Here is an 18,017-nt window from a genome sequence, read left to right on the forward strand (position 1 = left end):
TTATTCAATTTTTCACATATTATATAATACACATAAAATAGCCTCTGAATAAGCTAGCAAAGATTGATTCTTAAAAAATCTAAAAATGTATTTTTATTTTGTCCATACCTGAATTATATTTAAAATCAATATTATTTAATTCAGTGAAATTCGAAAAATGCAAGCTGCAATTTTTTATATTAAAACACTTCTTTTAAAGTACATAATTGAAGGGTTATTCTAAAATTATAAGATCAATTATCAACTTAAACTCTTCATCCTTTTTGTTTCCTATTAAAAAACCAATCTCTTCCAATTCCTTTCCGTCAAAATTATCCATCTCTAATATTCTACCTCTAAAGGTCGGAATTAAATCGGTTAATTTTATTTCAATCGTTTCCCACTCAGTAGTTGTTTGAAAATAAGTAGTATACGAAAATTGATTGAACTGATTTGGTTTTACCCTAAATTGATATTTATTTCCATCACCTTTTACTCGAATTTTTATGGTTTCAAATTTCGATACATTTAATTTGTCAAAACGATGCCTTAAAGATGAAAATCCACCTTTATTAGCGGTTGAAACAGTTCCAGAAAACACTGCATAACCTTCTTTGTTTAAACTAAAATCACCATTTGATTGCCCTCCCATAACTACATCATCAACAACTATCCAACCTAAAAGATTACTCTTTTTATTAAAATCAATAATTGTTAAACTAGTACTTTGTATTATTACCATAATTATAATATAGTTTAAAACAAACATTTCTTATTTGTTTATTACTCCAAAAAGATCCACCAACTTTTTTGTTCTGTAGTTAAAAATTTCAGTTAATTTAGGTTTCACTAAAATAGGATGCACCAACCTCCCTAAAAAACCCAGTGACACTTTATAATCTATAATATCTTCCATTTCTACACCTCCATCAATTTCTTTAATAAAATGTTTATGATGCCAAAGTGCATAAGGTCCAAAACGCTGTTCATCAACAAAATATTCTTTATCAACTACGTGTGTAATTTCTGTTACCCAAGTTGTTTTTATTCCTAAAATAGGCGTCACAATATATTGAATTATTTGACCAGCAAACATTGGTCTATCCGCTCCACTAACAATATCAAAACTCATGTATTTAGGTGTAATTTCTTTTAAATTTGCTGGATTTGATAAAAACTCCCAAGCCTGATCTATAGTAATTGGTAATTGTTGTTTTGAAGATAAGCGATAAACAATTCCTTTTGATGAAAACTTCATAATTTTAATTATTTGCAATAATGTATAAATTCAAAGATGTTGCTAAAATTAGCCATATGAAATATGGAGCAGTCCATAAAGATAATTGTTGAAGTATACTTCTAAAACCAACTAAAAAATAAGCTATTAATAGTGTAAGGTTAGTGATAATTAACAATCCTATTACTGTTTGGTGTAAATTGAAAAAGAAGTAGTTCCAAGAAACATTTAATATAAATTGTATTGCAAATAAAAACCAAACAAAATATGTGTTCTTACATTTCATTATTAAATTTGCCATATAAATTGAATAACAAATCATAATAGAAAACCAAGCAGCTCCAAACACCCAACCGGGCGGAGTCCAAGGCGCCTTATTTAATGTTAAGTACCAATTTGATGAGGGTCCATTATTCATAAAATAACTTCCAATTGCCAAAGCGCCAAAATTTAGCACCATAAACAACAATATATACTTTAATTTTTTACTCAAAATGCTTTGTAATTTTAGAACTCATTGGTTTTGTTATAGAATAAAAATAATCTATTAACTCACCATTTTCATTCAATAAGTATTTCTGGAAATTCCATTTTACTGATGAATTTTTAACACCGTTCATTTCTTTAGTTGTTAACCATTGATATAAAGGATGCTGATTATCTCCTTTCACATCTACTTTCTCGGTTAATAAAAAAGTAACACCATAATTCACTTCACAAAACGATTGAATTTCAGCCAAAGTTCCTGGTTCTTGCCCGCCAAATTGGTTGCAAGGAACTCCTATAACCACTAACTTATCCTTATAGGTTTTGTATAATTTTTCTAAATCTTCATATTGCCCGGTAAAACCACATTCAGAAGCAGTATTTACAATTAAGATTTTCTTTCCTTTAAAATCCTCAAAATTAATAGACTCTCCAGTAATACTGTTTATTGAAATGTTATAAAGTGACGGTGTCTTTTCCATACTATTTTTATTTGAATTTGTGTCGGTAATAAAAACCAACGAAATGATTAAACTTGCTATAATCCCAACTATTTTCATTTATATCTACTTTAATTAATTATATTTTTAAAGTGGTGATACCACAATCCATTTCTATTATTTGTCCGGACATAGACGCTGCTTTTTCTGAAATTAAAAAAGAAGCCATCTCTGCTATTTCTTCAGGTTGCAAATATCTTTTTAAAGGGTGTCTTTCAATCATTTGCTCTTTCATGTTATCATTTCTTAAAAGCCTGGATGCTAATTCTGTATTTGTCACCGTTGGCGCAATAGCATTCACTCTTATTACAGGTGAAAATTCTGCAGCTAAAGATTTCACTAAACCTTCAATAGCTGATTTTGATGAAGCAATACTTGCATGAAAAGGCATCCCTAACTTTGACGCAACTGTACTAAATAATAAAACAGATGGCAAATTAGCTTCTTTTAATAAAGGTAAATATTTTTGAATTGCTTTTACAGCACCTAAAAAATTAATTTCATAATCTGTTTTGAAATCTTCGATTTTTAATCTTGTAAACGGTTTTAAATTGATACTACCTGGGCAGTAGATTAGTACGTCAACGTTATTTAAGTCGGGTAACTCATCATTTAAAATATCACAAGCGTAATGTGTTAAGTTCACATGTTTAAATTCGGGTTCGGTTCTACTTATATTTATAACCTTATTCGAATTTAACTTCTTTTTAGAAATAGCTTTTCCAATTCCTTTACTTCCTCCTACAATTACAATTGTTTTCATACTTAACTATCTAAATGGTGATTCGTAATTTTAATCTTTTTTCAACTTTACGCTTAATAACTGTTAAACGCTTCATAATATCCATCAACTCTGGATTTTTAGTCTTTTTATAAATTTCATTCAACCCTAAAATCAAACTTTTAAGCTCTTTTGAGGCTAAAATTCTATCGTTTGTACTTTTTAAAGTCAATTTACGCTTTTCAAATTCTAATGCTTTCTCTATAAATTCCATACCTATAGCTTTAAGTAATTTTGAAGTTCAACAATTTTCTCTGGCTTGTTAAAAACACCTCCATAAAAGCTAGTGACAGTTGCCGAAGAATCATCTTTTATACCTCTTGAAGCCACACACAAATGCTTTGCATCAATAATAACAGCAATATCATCGGTTTCTAAAATAGCAGACAACTCCATCGCAATTTGATTTGTTAAACGCTCTTGAACTTGAGGCCTATTTGCAAAATACTGCACGATTCTATTAATTTTTGAAAGCCCTATAACTTTTCCTGAAGAAACATAAGCTACATGCACTTTACCAAAAATTGGCACAAAATGATGTTCACAATTTGAATAAAATTGGATGTTTTTTTCAACCAACATTTGGTTGTATTTATATTTATTATCAAACAATGCTATTTTTGGTTTGTTCTCTGGATTCAATCCTGAAAAAATCTCATCAATATACATTTTTGCAACCCTTTTTGGAGTTCCTTTTAAAGAGTCATCTTCTAAATCCAATCCCATTACACCCATTATTTGGGCAAATAAATCAGCTATTTTTTCTTTTTTTTCTGTATCGCTTAACAAAAATGCATCTGCTTTCAATGGAGTTTCAATTCCGGTATATAAATGGTCGTCACCTATCTCATCAAAAGTAAAACCATTTAGTTTCGTTCCATTAGTATGGAAATTCAACAAAGTTTCTTGGTGCCTCATAAAGTTTAATTTTTAGTTCATATTGTAGTTCAATCAGCGGTCTTAAAATCATATAAATAACCTTAGCAATATTCTCAGTAGTTGGATTTAAAACTTTAAATTCTTCAACATCTAAATTTAAATTCTGGTGATCAAATTTATCTAACACATTTGTTTTAATGATATTTGACAATTCTTTTGTATCAATCAAATACCCCGTATCCTCTTGAATTTCTCCAATCACTTTCACTTCTAACTCATAATTGTGTCCATGAAAGTTTGGATTGTTACATTTACCAAACACCTCTAAGTTCTTTTCTTGAGACCAGTTTGCATTGTGTAATCTGTGAGCAGCGTTAAAATATTCTCTTCTGGTAACAGCTAATCTATAATCCATATTTTGTTTAACTTAATTTATGTAAATATAAACAAAATAACCCTATCATTATAAAATTTAAATCTATTTTAACTATAGTTCTATAAACTTTACCAATAATAAAACAGTTGTAACTTTCAATTATTTTGTTTAATTTGTAACGTATAATATTAAACAAAAAGTTTTATGACCAATAGAAAAAAAATATCGCACTCAGAAATAATAACGTATTATATGAATTATGTGTTAGAAAATAATACTCCACCTAAATCTGTTTATACTTTTGCAAAAGCATGCAATTTTGAGGAAAGTGAATTCTACACGTATTTTGGTTCTTTTGAAGGAGTTGAAAAAGAAATACTTCAAACATTCTTCAATAATACTTTAGAAACCTTACATAAAAGTGAAGAATACTTGAGTTTTGACTCAAGAAGTAAGTTGTTAAGCTTTTATTTCACCTTTTTCGAAAACCTTTCGGCAAACAGAAGCTACCTATTATTAGTATTAGATAATAGACCTATGAATTCACAGAAGTTAAAAGTGCTTACAAATTTAAAAAGTTCTTTTACGAAATTTATAAGTGAATTAAATATTGACACGCTTGATTTTAAAGAACAAAAGATTACTCAATTTCAAGAAAAAGCCATTGAAGAAAGTGCTTGGATGCAATTTTTAATTACCATTAAATTTTGGATGAACGACACTTCTGCATCTTTTGAAAAAACTGATATTTTCATTGAAAAAGCTGTAAACACAAGTTTTGATTTACTAAACACTGCGCCTTTAAAAAGCGTTATAGATCTTGGTAAGTTTTTGTATAAAGAAAAAATGAATTCAAACTAAAACAATTATGATCAAAACAATAAATTCTATTCCCGTTTCAAAAATACAACGCGCCTCAAAGCTTGTGCAAACTGGCGCAAAAGTTGGTGTAAATTATATTAAATATTACAGTGACAAACTGGTAACTACAGAAGTTGAAGCAAAAGACAAACTAAACAAAAATAATGCTGAAGACATTTACGACGGACTTAAAAAATTAAAAGGTAGTGCTTTAAAAGTAGCTCAAATGCTGAGTATGGAAAAAAGTATTTTACCACAGGCTTATGTAGAAAAATTTTCATTGTCGCAATTCTCAGTTCCACCACTATCAGCACCTTTGATTGTAAAAACGTTTAAAAAATACTTTGGTAAATCTCCAAGTGAACTATTTGATACTTTTAATGCAACTTCAGTAAATGCAGCTAGCATTGGACAAGTACATAAAGCAACCAAAAATGGAAAAGAATTGGCTGTAAAAATTCAATACCCAGGAATCGCAAACAGTATTTCAAGTGATTTAGCATTGGTAAAACCTATTGCTATAAGCATGTTTAATATTAGAGGAAAAGATTCTGACAAATATTTTAAAGAAGTTGAAGATAAATTAATTGAGGAAACCAATTATATTTTAGAAGTTGCACAAAGCAAAGAAATTGTTAAAGCCTGTGCACATATTCCAAATTTAAAATTCCCAAACTATTATGAAGATTGGTCTTCAGAAAGAATTATTACCATGGATTGGATGCAGGGTGAACACTTATCAGAATTTACAACACACAATACAAATCAAGAAAAATCAAATAAACTAGGTCAAGCATTGTGGGATTTTTATATGTATCAAATTCATAAATTAAAAAAAGTACATGCTGATCCGCATCCTGGAAATTTTTTAATTTCAAAAAATAGCGAGTTAATTGCTATTGATTTTGGCTGTATGAAAACCATTCCAAATGAGTTTTATATTCCTTATTTTGAATTGGCTAAAAAAGAAAACATTCACAACGCTCAATTATTTAAAGATACTTTATTTGAACTAGAAATTTTAAGAGCAGATGATTCTGAAGAAGAATTAGAGTTTTTTACAGCTATGTTTCATGATATGTTAAGTTTATTTACTCAGCCTTTTCATGAAGAAACATTCGATTTTTCGAATCCAGATTTCTTTCAACAAATTGCAGCATTGGGTGAACGCTATTCAAAAAGTTCTGAACTAAAAAACATGAATGGAAACAGAGGTTCTAAACATTTTATTTACATCAACAGAACCTTTTTCGGGTTGTACAATTTAATGTTCGATCTAAAAGCAAAAGACATTCAAATTAACAATTTCAAAAATTTATAATGAATTATTTCAACAAAGAAGATATCAATTCTTTAGAACATTTATATAAAATTAACCTTATCAATAGCTGTGCAGGTTACAAGTCGGCCAATTTAATTGCGACAAAATCAACCGATGCTATCACAAATTTAGCTATCTTTAGTTCAGTTATTCATCTAGGGTCTTCACCTCCATTATTGGGTTTTATTTTAAGACCTACAACAGTTCCTAGAGATACTTATGACAATATTATGGAAACTGGCTATTTTACCATTAATCATATCCATGAAAACATACTAAAAGACGCACACCATACATCAGCAAAATACGATAAATCCGTATCTGAATTTGATGTTACAGATTTAGAAACAGCATACAAAGACAACTTTTATGCGCCTTTTGTTAAAAATAGCCCTGTTCAATTGGGAATGAAATACATAGAAGAGTACGATATCAAAGCAAACAATACAAAACTTGTAATTGGTGAAATACAAGGGTTATATATTGACGAAAAATTATTAGAAAATGATGGCTTCATAAATTTATCAAAAGGAGCTATTGCAACTATAAATGGTTTGGATGGCTATGCTATTCCAAATTTAAAAGAACGAATGGATTACCAAAGACCCATAAAATAAATGAAAATTCTTGTCACAGGAGCAACTGGCTATATTGGAAAAAGATTAATTCCTTTATTATTAAATGAAGGGCACACCGTAGTTTGTTCTGTGCGAGATGCGTCTAGAGCACATCAATTCAACAACACTAAAGACGAACTTATTTCGGTTGTGGAATCAGACTTTTTAAAGCCTAAAACATTAACAACTATTCCAAAAGATATAGATGTTGCGTACTATCTTATACACTCAATGTCTAATTCTTCCACAGAATTTCATTCTTTAGAAGAACAATGCGCTCAAAATTTCAAGCTATTTATAGAAACAACCACTGCAAAGCAAGTTATTTATTTAAGCGGTATTACTAATGATACAAAGCTTTCTAAACATTTATTATCAAGAAAAAATGTAGAAACAATTTTACAATCAAACGTTTATGCATTAACAACTTTTAAAGCAGGAATTATTGTTGGATCTGGAAGTTCTTCGTTTGAAATTATAAGAGATTTAGTTGAAAAACTACCCGTAATGGTAGCTCCAAAATGGTTAAATACAAAAACACAACCTATTGCCATAAGAGATGTCTTACATTTTTTATCACGGGCACTAGGAAACGAACAATTGTACCGAAAATCTTTTGATATTTTTGGTCCAGAAATATTAACCTACCAGGAAATGCTGCTCGAATTCTCAAAAATAAGAGGGCTAAAAAGGTACATTTTAACCCTACCAATTATGACTCCTAAATTATCTTCTTATTGGCTCTACTTTGTAACTTCAACTTCCTACAAACTAGCAGCTTCATTGGTACACAGTATGGGCATAGAAATTATTGGAAAGTCTAGCAACATTAATAAAATCTTAAACATACAACCCATTTCATACAAAAAAGCCATCAAAAATGCTTTTGAAAAGATTAAACAAAATAGTATAGTTTCAAGCTGGAAAGATTCATTTATTAGTGGTCGATTACAACACAAAGCACACGAGTATATTAATGTACCAACCTACGGATGCTTTAAAGACATTAAACAACACACCATCACAAACCCAACAAAAACGCTCCATAAAATTTGGGCTATTGGAGGAGAAAACGGGTGGTATTACGGAAATTTTTTATGGAAATTAAGAGGTTTTTTCGATCTAATTTTTGGAGGAATTGGATTAAGAAGAGGAAGAACAAACCCTATAGAATTGCATGTTGGTGACTCTCTTGACTTTTGGCGTGTAATTTATGCAGATAAAAAACAAAAAAAGTTATTATTATATGCTGAAATGAAACTACCTGGAGAGGCTTGGTTAGAGTTTAGAATAAAAGACAACACCTTACATCAAACTGCGACTTTTAGACCTAAAGGTGTTGCAGGTCGCTTGTATTGGTATTCAGCTGTACCATTTCATTGGTTTATATTTAATGGAATGATTTCTAAATTAGCAAAATAGCCATCTCAACTTATTGCACTAAAGACTTTTTTACAACCTCTAAATAACGTTCTCTGGCAAATTTATGTTCTACTATCTCTGGAATATCTTGATAGTTTGGATTCCATTTCTTAATGTATTTTAAATTTGGATCAAACTTTTTTTGTTGAGTTAAAGGATTGAAAACTCTAAAATACGGTGCTGAATCACAACCAGTACCCGCAACCCATTGCCAATTTCCATTGTTAGCAGACAAATCATAATCTAATAACTTTTCAGCAAAATAAGCTTCACCCCAACGCCAGTCTATTAACAAATGCTTATTCAAAAAGCTAGCAACAATCATTCTAACTCTATTATGCATATAGCCAGTTGCGTTCAATTGGCGCATACCAGCATCAACAATTGGGTAACCTGTTTTTCCTTCGCACCACAACTTAAATTCTTGTTCGTTATTTCTCCAAGGAATAAAATTATACTTTGATTTGAAATTTTCATTCACCACTTTTGGGAAATGATATAGGATTTGCATAAAAAATTCGCGCCAAATTAATTCACTCGTAAACGTTGCTTCTGTTTTAATAGCATACGCCATTAATTTTCGAATACTTATGGTTCCAAAACGCAAATGCACCGAAATATTAGAAGTTTCTACAGTAGGAATATCTCTATACAGCTCGTAATTATCTATGCATTTTGAATTAATTGGTAATACTTTAATGTTATTTTCAATAAAGCCAATTTCTTGCAACGTAGGAAATTGATAGGTGTTTTTAAAAAAATTATGAGTTAATTTTTCTGATGGAAATTGTTGAATAGTTGAATTCTGATAAGCATTTAGCCACTTTTTTTTATAAGGTGTATATACGGTGTAAGGCAATCCATCAGCTTTTGTAATTTCATTTTTCTCAAAAATTACTTGATCCTTAAAACTCTTAACTTCTGCGTCTTTACTCTTGCAAAGGTTTGAAATTTTAACATCTCGTTTGTTAGCATAAGGCTCATAATCCCTGTTAAAAAAAACTTCTTTTACATTGAACTCCTGAAGAATTTGCTTCCAAGCATCAACTACAGTCTTATTTAAAATATATAACGAAGCATTTACTTTTTGTAATTCACTATTAATTTTAAACAAAGATTGATGAATAAATTGCACTCTTGCATCATTTTTGGGTAAATCAGCTAAAATATCTTTATCAAAAATAAAAACTGGTAGTACTGGATATTTTGAATTTAACGCATGAAACAACGCACAATTATCTTCTAACCTTAAATCTCTTCGAAACCAAAAAACAGCAACTTCTTTTTCCATACAAAACCTTAATACTAGCTTTTATTAAATTTCAGCTTGAATTTTTCAATTAAAATTAAACTTGAATACAACATACTAAATGCATAAAAAGCATCTTCAATTGGTACAGTACCAATTCTAACACCTAAATTTTCAGCATTGTTATACCAAACTATTTCATTTGGAATAAAACTCCCGGTCAACAATCCGTTTACTATAAAAAACGGAATTAAAACCACTAAAAACGTTATATAAAACCGATTTAAAATAGCATCTTTTTTCAGAAATGCATACAACATTAAACAGGTAAATAAACTAAAATTGACTGATGTATATGCTTTTGGAAAAGCGAAAATCAATACTACAATAGAAGTAATCAATAAAAAAAGTGTAATAATTTGCGTGACTTTATTTGATAATTTAAGGTTTTTAAAAAAATGCAGAAACGCATAATGTGTAAAAATACTTGCAAATGGAATACATATGAAGAATAGGATTTCTTCAGCAGGTAAACCAAAAAATGTAATTCCTAAATAATAAGTAGGATTGAATCCCCAAACACCATATTCAGTAAAAATTACATCCCAAATTAAAAAAGGAACTGCAACAAGTAAAATAGCTAAAAAAACAGCTTTCCAATACTGGATAAAAAGCATTTTCTTTTCAAAACTATATATAAAAGGTACTGAAAAACTAGCTATGTTTATCAATAAATATAGGTAGGTCATACTTTAAAATACTTAAACGGAACAAATAACATTCCAAAACACTCACCATCTTCTTTTCCTAAATGTTTGTGATGCACTTTATGTGCTTTTCTTAAACCCATCAAATATTTATTATTGGTTTTATTAAACCAATTAAAACGCTTATGAATTAACACATCGTGCACCAGAAAATAAGCTAATCCGTACAGCATTATTCCCAAACCAATAAAAAACAAATAGTTTAAACCACCCTCAACACCAAAATAAAACAAAGCAATGCTAGGTATGGCAAAAATGATAAAAAACACATCATTACGTTCAAACCAATTTTGATATCTTGGTTGATGATGATCTTCGTGAAAATACCACATAAAACCATGCATCACAAATTTATGCGTTAACCAAGTAACACATTCCATACACAAAAAAGTACCTAAAGTAATTAACACATACATTATAAGCTAGTTTCTATTTTGGTTAATATATTCTTCTCCTCTATTGTTAAATTACTTACCAACAGCATATTTTTCAAAATTTTACGTTTCATTACTTCGTTCAAAGTACTACTCTCAATCAAATCAGCAATTACATTAAAATCTTCACTAATATTTTCATGATACCCTAAAAATTCAGGAATTTGTTTTTGCATTAAATACCTAATATATCGCATTTCAACATTTTTAGGATTGTTTAAAATCACTTCATCTAATTCCTTTTTACCTATTTTGAAGTATTTAAATTTTGTGAAAGGATTTTTCACAAAACGTGATTTCATAAAATTCATGGCTGCAATATAGCCTTTAGCTTCTACAGAATCATCTGCATTCAATTGAATAATAAAATCATCTGCTTGTTCTTCTGAAGAAATATCAGGAAACTTTTTTCTAACCTCATCAATACTAGGTGAAGTTTGAAATACAGATAACGAAATTATTAAAACAATTAAAAAATTCATTACAACAAGTTTAATTTATAAACTACAAATGATCTTGCCAACAAACTTATTTTCATTGGATTTGACACTCTAATACGCGTATTTAAGATATCTCTAGACGGTGTACCCTTCAATTTTGTTAGAAGTCTTTTATAGTAAACGTACGCCGTATACACACCAAATTTTGCTTCAAGCGGCAACTTTTTAATCCCAACAAAAGCTTCTTTAAAATCTTGTTCAATATCTGCAATTATATCTGCTTTTTCTGTAACACTTAATTCTTTTAAATTCACTCCAGGAAAATAAGACCTGTGTAGCAATTCGTAATCATCTTTTAAATCACGTAAAAAGTTCACCTTTTGAAATGCTGATCCTAATTTCATGGCTGAATATTTTAAAGCCTCATATTTTTCATCATTTCCATTTACAAAAACTTTTAAACACATTAAACCAACCACATCGGCTGAACCATAAATATAATCATTGTATTCTTCAACAGTTTCATAAGTTTCCTTTTTTAAATCTGCTCTCATACTTTTTAAGAACGACTGTATTAAATCATCTCCAATATTGTATTTTTTTACAGTAAGTTGAAAACAATTCAAAATCGGATTCAAACTTATGTTTTGATTATAAGCTTTGTAATAATCACGCTCAAACTCGTTTAAAAGAGCTTCTTTTTCATAGTCATGAAACGAGTCTACAATTTCATCAGCAAAACGAACAAAAGCATAAATACTATAAATTGATTCCCTAATTTTTGGAGAAAGCATATGTACCGCCAAAGAAAAAGAGGTACTATACTTTTTTGTAACATTTTTACTACAAGTATAAGATACTTGATCATACAATTGCTTCATAATTCTTTTTTTTAGTTAGTAGTTTTGTTTAATTTTTAATGGAATTAATAACCATATCTGAAACTATTTTTCCTGAAATAATTGCCGGTGGCACCCCAGGCCCCGGAACTGTTAACTGTCCAGTAAAAAATAAATTTTTAACTTTTTTGCTTTTAATTTTTGGTCGTAAAAATGCTGTTTGAAACAATGTATTTGCCAATCCGTACGCATTTCCTTTATATGAATTGTAATCATTTTTAAAATCATTTACACAAAACGACTCCTTAAACAACACTGTACCAGTTAATTTCTGCCCTGTAAGATACTCTAATCTTTTTATTATTTTCAAAAAATATTTTTCTCTTAATTCAGGAGTATCCTTTAAACCAGGCGCTAACGGAATTAAAAAAGTAGCCGCTTCTTTTGAAATAGAGGCAAAACTATTATCAGTTATACTTGAAAAACTAGCATAAAATAGCGGCTCTTTTGGCCATTTTGGCGTATCGTATATTTCTACTGCATGCGCATCAAAATCCGTATCAAAAAACAACGTATGATGTGAAACATTCTTTAATTTCGTATCAAAACCTACATAAAAAAGTAAGGATGATGGAGCAAACGTTTTGCCTTCCCAGTATTTTTCAGAATAACCTCTAAATTTCTCATCAAGCAACGTTTCAGTATGATGATAATCTGCTCCGCTTATTACAACATCAGCTTTTCTGAATTTTGAATTAGACTGAACACCTTCAACAACTCCATTATTAACAACAATTTTATCAATAGCAGAATTTGTTTCAATTTTAACACCTAAACTTTGAGCCAATTGAACAAAACCGTTTACCACTTCAAACATTCCTCCTCTTGGATGCCAAGTTCCCAAGCCAAAGTCTGCATAATTCATGAAATTGTAAAAACTTGGTGTATTACTTGGTTTAGCACCTAAAAACAACACTGGAAACTCTAATATTTGTTGTAATTTATGACTCTTTATGTTTTTACGAACTGTTTTTTGAATTGAAGTAAAAAACTGGTTAACCTTTGAAATGGTTGTAAAATTAATTAACTCTGTAATGGATTCACCAGGCTTATATACCAAGTCATTTATAGCAACCTCGTAATTAAATTTAGCCGAATCTAAAAAATCTTTCAAGTACTTTGAACTACCAGGCTCTTCCTCTTCAAAAATTTTATAAATATCACTTAAATTATCAGGAATTGTAATGGAATCATTTTTACCGAAATAAACTTGGTATGCTGGCGCTAATTTTTCTAATTGGTAAAAATCAGAAGGTGTTTTTCCAAAATCTTTAAAAAACTTTTCAAAAACATCTGGCATCCAATACCAAGTTGGCCCCATATCAAATGTAAATCCATTTTGTTTAAACTGTCTAGCTCTACCTCCTATTGTTGTATTTTTCTCAAGAATAGTAACGTTATTACCTGCTTTAGCCAAGTAACACGCCGTTGATAAAGATGAAAACCCCGAACCTATTATAATTATATCTTTCATTTGTTTAACAAATATAATTATTTATTAAACAAAAACAAATTTGTTTATGGTTTTTTATAATTCTTTTAACAAATTATCTATAGATTTAAATAGTTTTACTTGATCATTAACAGACTTCAATTCAATTTCATTCACTTTTCTACCCAACAACCACAACTCATTATCAGTATCATTTAAAACAGTATCAACAACATTCGTAATATATTCCAATACAGGTTCTTTTGAAGGCTCAACAGTTAAATAACTTACAAAACAAATTGAATTATATACCTTTTGAACATCACTCAAATTATTTACAGGCACACTTTGCCCTAAATAAATTGACTGAAAACCATGTAACAACAATTCAAAATGCAAATACAATAAGCCTATTTCATGAATTTCATTCATTGGTAAATACAACACAAACACCTTCTCTAAATTAGTTGGCGCAGACAATTGCAAACGTTCAATATTAATATGTATTTTTTGCTTTATTAAGTTTGTTATAAAATGCTCATGTGCTGGAGTAACAGAATTTACTTGCCACAACAAACCTATTTCATTTAAAAAAGGTAAAAATATATTTCTAAAAACATCTCTTAATGAAGATTGTGCAATTAAATTATTGTAGGTTACATTAAATAAGTTTTCATCAAAATTCAGCATTGCTAATTTCAACGTATTAGAAGCTTGTGTATCCACACCATTCTTAGCGACAAGCTCTCTTACCGTGGCATTTAATTTTGACTCAGGTAATTCAGAAATTTTTGAAATTTTATAACCATTTGAATTCAAGTAAGAAATATTCAACAACTTTAATAAATTATGAATATCATAATATCTAATATTTGAATCTGTTCTATTAGGCTCTAAAATATTATATCTTTTTTCCCATATTCTAATAGTGTGTGCTTTAATCCCTGAAAAATTTTCAAGATCTTTAATCGTAAACTCTGTTTTTATATTGTTCAATTTAATTCTATTTTATTTAAACAAATATATCAACTTTTTTGTGTTAAACAAAAAGAGCTCCATAATGGAGCTCTTTTTAACAAAAAAAAATTAATTTTTATTTATTCAAATACATTTTTCTTCTTGAATACAATTCATAAAATTGATCATCTTTTAAACTATCAACAAACAAAATACTTTCACCTGTTGATTTCATTTCAGGTCCTAATTTTTTATCAACATTAGGGAATTTATTAAAAGAGAAAACTGGCTGTTTTATTGCGTACCCTTCTAATTGAGGATTGAAATTAAAATCTTTCACTTTATTTTCACCTAACATTACTTTAGTTGCATAATTTACATATGGCTCTTGGTAAGCCTTTGCAATAAATGGAACTGTACGAGATGCTCTTGGGTTTGCTTCAATAATATAAACAACATCATCTTTTACTGCAAACTGAATATTAATCAATCCTTTAGTTTCTAAAGCTAATGCTATTTTCTTTGTATGATCTTTTATTTGTTGCATTACAAACTCACCTAAATTAAACGGAGGTAAAGTTGCATTTGAATCTCCTGAATGCACTCCACAAGGCTCAATATGCTCCATAATTCCAATGATATAAACATCTTCACCATCACAAATAGCATCAGCCTCTGCTTCAATAGCACCGTCTAAATAATGATCTAGCAGCAACATATTGTTTGGTATACTTCTTAACAAAGCAACCACATGCTTTTCTAATTCTTCTTTATTAATTACAATTTTCATCCCTTGACCACCTAATACATATGAAGGACGAACTAAAATTGGGAAATCTAAATTATCAGCAATTGCGGCAGCTTCATCAGCTGTAGTAGCCGTACCATATTTAGGGAACGGAATATCTAAATCTACCAATAACTCAGAAAAACGCTTTCTATCTTCAGCTAAATCAAGTGCTTCAAAACTAGTTCCAATAATTTTAACACCCCATTTAGATAGTTTTTCAGCTAATTTTAATGCAGTTTGACCACCTAATTGAACAATAACACCTTCTGGTTTTTCGTGCTCAATAATATCATAAATATGCTCCCAAAAAACAGGCTCAAAGTATAATTTATCTGCAGTATCAAAATCTGTTGAAACTGTTTCAGGGTTACAGTTAATCATAATTGTTTCGTACCCTGCTTCTTTAGCAGCTAAAACACCATGAACACAACAGTAGTCAAATTCAATTCCTTGTCCAATTCTATTTGGTCCAGAACCTAATACAATAATTTTCTTTTTATCAGTAACAATACTTTCATTGTCTGATTTACTTACACCATCAGGTGTAATCATTTTATTTTCAAAGGTTGAATAATAATATGGTGTTTGCGCTCCAAATTCTGCAGCACAAGTATCAACCAACTTATAAACTCTATGAATATCTAATGCTGTTCTTTTTGATTTTACATCACTTTCTAAACAGCTTAACATATGTGCTATTTGTCTATCAGCAAAACCTTTTTGTTTTGCTTCAAGTAATAATTCATATGATAAAGATTCTAAATTATTTGATGAAATTTCATTTTCTAAAGACAATAACTCTTCGTATTGCTTTAAATACCACATATCAATTTTTGTGATTTCATGAATTCTACTTAATGGAATTCCCATTTGAATAGCATCATAAATTACAAAAACACGATCCCAACTTGCATACGTTAATTTTTGAATAATGGTATCGTAATCTTTTACTCCTTTCCCATCAGCACCTAAACCATTACGTTTAATCTCCAAAGATTGTGTTGCTTTATGTAACGCTTCTTGAAAACAACGTCCAATTCCCATTACTTCACCAACAGATTTCATTTGTAAACCTAAGGTTCTATCTGAACCTTCAAATTTATCAAAGTTCCAACGTGGAATTTTTACAATTACATAATCTAATGTTGGCTCAAATAACGCTGAAGTAGTTTTTGTAATTTGGTTATTTAACTCATCTAAATGATAACCAATTGCTAATTTTGCCGCAATTTTTGCAATAGGATATCCTGTTGCTTTTGATGCTAACGCAGATGAACGAGAAACACGTGGATTTATCTCAATTGCAATAATTTCTTCTTTCTCATCAGGACTTACAGCAAACTGAACATTACAACCACCAGCAAAGTCTCCAATAGAACGCATCATATGAATTGCCATATCACGCATTTTTTGAAAAGTAGAATCACTTAAAGTCATTGCCGGAGCAACAGTAATTGAATCTCCTGTATGAATTCCCATTGGATCCATATTTTCAATAGTACACACAATTACAACATTGTCATTACTATCACGTAACAATTCTAATTCATACTCTTTCCAACCAAGTAATGCTTTATCTATAATTACTTCGTGAATAGGAGAAGCTTCTAAACCTCTACTTAATAAATCATCAAAGTCTTCTTTTTTATAAACAATTGAAGCTCCAAAACCTCCTAAAGTAAATGAAGGGCGAATTACCAATGGAAAACCATATTCTTGTGCAATTTCTTTTCCTTTTAAAAATGATGTTGCTGTAGTAGAAGGTGCCTGACCTACTCCAATTTCAATCATCAATTTTCTAAACTGCTCTCTATCTTCAGTAATATTAATAGCATCAATATCAACACCAATTAACTCTACATTAAAATCTTCCCAAATACCTTTGTCATCAGCTTCAATACATAAATTCAATGCTGTTTGTCCACCCATTGTAGGTAACACAGCATCAATATTTGGATGTATTTTTAAAATCTCAATAATAGATTTTGTAGTTAATGGTTTTAAATAAACATTATCCGCCAAAGACGGATCAGTCATGATAGTTGCAGGATTAGAATTGATTAATGTTACTTCAATTCCTTCTTCTTTTAAAGATCTAATAGCTTGAGAACCAGAATAATCAAATTCACAGGCTTGACCAATGATAATTGGACCAGATCCAATTATTAAAATCGACTTAATGTTGTTGTTTTTAGGCATTTTCTCTTGTTAGTATAAAATTTTGTAAATATCAATAAAATTCGTTTTTTTCTAAAATTAAGTTTTCAAAACTTATTAAAAAAACATAAAAAAAGGTGTTACTAATAAATAGCAACACCTTATATATAAAACTACTGTTTCATTATTTCTTTGGTCTCGGATCAGAAGAAACACTAATTCTTTTTCTTCCTTTAGCTCTTCTTCTAGCTAAAACTTTTCTACCAGTTACAGAAGCCATACGCTCTCTAAAACCGTGTTTATTTCTTCTCTTTCTCTTCGAAGGCTGATAAGTTCTTTTTGGCATTACTTGTATTTTTTAAAATCGTGTTTCTTTTTTTGTGCTTTTCAACTGAGAAAAATCATCTCTCTAAAAGCGTTTGCAAATATACAA

The 18,017-nt window shown here is 29.6% G+C and carries 21 protein-coding genes; 4 read left to right on the top strand and 17 right to left on the bottom strand.

The genetic code is table 11. The features are described from left to right. Positions 1-214: 214 nt before the first annotated feature. The 8 genes from ACFQ5N_RS11285 to ACFQ5N_RS11320 all read right to left on the bottom strand — a co-directional run bounded on the left by ACFQ5N_RS11285 (position 215) and on the right by ACFQ5N_RS11320 (position 4,277). On the bottom strand, positions 215-721 hold the full coding sequence (locus ACFQ5N_RS11285; RefSeq protein WP_386809605.1) for a CIA30 family protein: 507 nt from the start codon (positions 719-721) through the stop codon (positions 215-217). A 30-nt stretch (positions 722-751) separates the two neighbouring features. Then, positions 752-1,237: an SRPBCC family protein gene (locus tag ACFQ5N_RS11290; protein WP_386809606.1), complete on the bottom strand. Its 486-nt coding sequence runs from the start codon at positions 1,235-1,237 to the stop codon at positions 752-754. A gap of 4 nt (positions 1,238-1,241) precedes the next feature. Continuing rightward, the gene (locus ACFQ5N_RS11295; protein ID WP_386809607.1) at positions 1,242-1,676 is read right to left on the bottom strand and encodes a TspO/MBR family protein; all 435 of its coding nucleotides are present in this window, start codon (positions 1,674-1,676) and stop codon (positions 1,242-1,244) included. A 25-nt stretch (positions 1,677-1,701) separates the two neighbouring features. Then, on the bottom strand, positions 1,702-2,184 hold the full coding sequence (locus tag ACFQ5N_RS11300; protein ID WP_386809724.1) for a glutathione peroxidase: 483 nt from the start codon (positions 2,182-2,184) through the stop codon (positions 1,702-1,704). A 97-nt stretch (positions 2,185-2,281) separates the two neighbouring features. Then, on the bottom strand, positions 2,282-2,965 hold the full coding sequence (locus ACFQ5N_RS11305; protein WP_386809608.1) for an SDR family NAD(P)-dependent oxidoreductase: 684 nt from the start codon (positions 2,963-2,965) through the stop codon (positions 2,282-2,284). 10 nt (positions 2,966-2,975) lie between these two features. After that, entirely contained in the window at positions 2,976-3,197 is a 222-nt protein-coding gene (locus ACFQ5N_RS11310; RefSeq protein WP_386809609.1) for a hypothetical protein, read from the bottom strand. A 2-nt stretch (positions 3,198-3,199) separates the two neighbouring features. Then, complete coding sequence (folE, locus tag ACFQ5N_RS11315; RefSeq protein WP_386809610.1) at positions 3,200-3,901, bottom strand: GTP cyclohydrolase I FolE; 702 nt, start codon at positions 3,899-3,901, stop codon at positions 3,200-3,202. Then, positions 3,864-4,277: a 6-pyruvoyl trahydropterin synthase family protein gene (locus tag ACFQ5N_RS11320; RefSeq protein ID WP_386809611.1), complete on the bottom strand. Its 414-nt coding sequence runs from the start codon at positions 4,275-4,277 to the stop codon at positions 3,864-3,866. The genes folE and ACFQ5N_RS11320 overlap by 38 nt, the downstream gene beginning before the upstream one ends. Before the next feature lie 165 nt (positions 4,278-4,442). Between ACFQ5N_RS11320 and ACFQ5N_RS11325 the strand changes: the two genes are divergently transcribed. The 4 genes from ACFQ5N_RS11325 to ACFQ5N_RS11340 are packed head-to-tail and all read left to right on the top strand — an operon-like array spanning position 4,443 to position 8,459. Further along, the gene (locus ACFQ5N_RS11325; protein ID WP_386809612.1) at positions 4,443-5,099 is read left to right on the top strand and encodes a TetR family transcriptional regulator C-terminal domain-containing protein; all 657 of its coding nucleotides are present in this window, start codon (positions 4,443-4,445) and stop codon (positions 5,097-5,099) included. A 10-nt stretch (positions 5,100-5,109) separates the two neighbouring features. Then, positions 5,110-6,420 (top strand): ABC1 kinase family protein, encoded by a 1,311-nt coding sequence (locus ACFQ5N_RS11330; RefSeq protein ID WP_386809725.1) that lies wholly within the window; start codon positions 5,110-5,112, stop codon positions 6,418-6,420. After that, positions 6,420-7,037: a flavin reductase family protein gene (locus tag ACFQ5N_RS11335; RefSeq protein WP_386809613.1), complete on the top strand. Its 618-nt coding sequence runs from the start codon at positions 6,420-6,422 to the stop codon at positions 7,035-7,037. Before ACFQ5N_RS11330 ends, ACFQ5N_RS11335 begins: the two co-directional genes overlap by 1 nt. Beyond that, complete coding sequence (locus ACFQ5N_RS11340) at positions 7,038-8,459, top strand: SDR family oxidoreductase (RefSeq protein ID WP_386809614.1); 1,422 nt, start codon at positions 7,038-7,040, stop codon at positions 8,457-8,459. Positions 8,460-8,469: 10 nt separating this feature from the next. Here ACFQ5N_RS11340 and ACFQ5N_RS11345 read toward each other — a convergent pair whose 3' ends face one another. From ACFQ5N_RS11345 to rpmH, 9 genes are all read right to left on the bottom strand, one after another. Beyond that, positions 8,470-9,750 (bottom strand): cryptochrome/photolyase family protein, encoded by a 1,281-nt coding sequence (locus tag ACFQ5N_RS11345; protein ID WP_386809615.1) that lies wholly within the window; start codon positions 9,748-9,750, stop codon positions 8,470-8,472. A 14-nt stretch (positions 9,751-9,764) separates the two neighbouring features. Next, positions 9,765-10,457: a lycopene cyclase domain-containing protein gene (locus tag ACFQ5N_RS11350; protein ID WP_386809616.1), complete on the bottom strand. Its 693-nt coding sequence runs from the start codon at positions 10,455-10,457 to the stop codon at positions 9,765-9,767. After that, a complete protein-coding gene (locus ACFQ5N_RS11355) occupies positions 10,454-10,891 on the bottom strand; it encodes a carotene hydroxylase (protein WP_386809617.1) in 438 nt (145 codons plus the stop codon). The genes ACFQ5N_RS11350 and ACFQ5N_RS11355 overlap by 4 nt, the downstream gene beginning before the upstream one ends. After that, on the bottom strand, positions 10,891-11,391 hold the full coding sequence (locus ACFQ5N_RS11360) for a hypothetical protein (protein ID WP_386809618.1): 501 nt from the start codon (positions 11,389-11,391) through the stop codon (positions 10,891-10,893). The genes ACFQ5N_RS11355 and ACFQ5N_RS11360 overlap by 1 nt, the downstream gene beginning before the upstream one ends. Continuing rightward, entirely contained in the window at positions 11,391-12,230 is an 840-nt protein-coding gene (locus ACFQ5N_RS11365; RefSeq protein ID WP_386809619.1) for a phytoene/squalene synthase family protein, read from the bottom strand. Before ACFQ5N_RS11365 ends, ACFQ5N_RS11360 begins: the two co-directional genes overlap by 1 nt. Positions 12,231-12,258: 28 nt before the next feature. Then, positions 12,259-13,722: a phytoene desaturase family protein gene (locus ACFQ5N_RS11370; RefSeq protein WP_386809620.1), complete on the bottom strand. Its 1,464-nt coding sequence runs from the start codon at positions 13,720-13,722 to the stop codon at positions 12,259-12,261. A 54-nt stretch (positions 13,723-13,776) separates the two neighbouring features. Continuing rightward, the gene (locus tag ACFQ5N_RS11375; protein WP_386809621.1) at positions 13,777-14,676 is read right to left on the bottom strand and encodes a MerR family transcriptional regulator; all 900 of its coding nucleotides are present in this window, start codon (positions 14,674-14,676) and stop codon (positions 13,777-13,779) included. 97 nt (positions 14,677-14,773) lie between these two features. Further along, the gene (carB, locus tag ACFQ5N_RS11380; protein ID WP_386809622.1) at positions 14,774-17,626 is read right to left on the bottom strand and encodes a carbamoyl-phosphate synthase large subunit; all 2,853 of its coding nucleotides are present in this window, start codon (positions 17,624-17,626) and stop codon (positions 14,774-14,776) included. Between the two features lie 142 nt (positions 17,627-17,768). Beyond that, positions 17,769-17,930 carry a 50S ribosomal protein L34 gene (rpmH, locus tag ACFQ5N_RS11385; protein ID WP_386809623.1) on the bottom strand — a complete coding sequence of 54 codons (162 nt, stop codon included), beginning with the start codon at positions 17,928-17,930 and terminating at the stop codon, positions 17,769-17,771. Positions 17,931-18,017: the final 87 nt, after the last annotated feature.

Source organism: Lutibacter holmesii (assembly GCF_042679665.1).
Lineage (GTDB): Bacteria > Bacteroidota > Bacteroidia > Flavobacteriales > Flavobacteriaceae > Lutibacter > Lutibacter holmesii.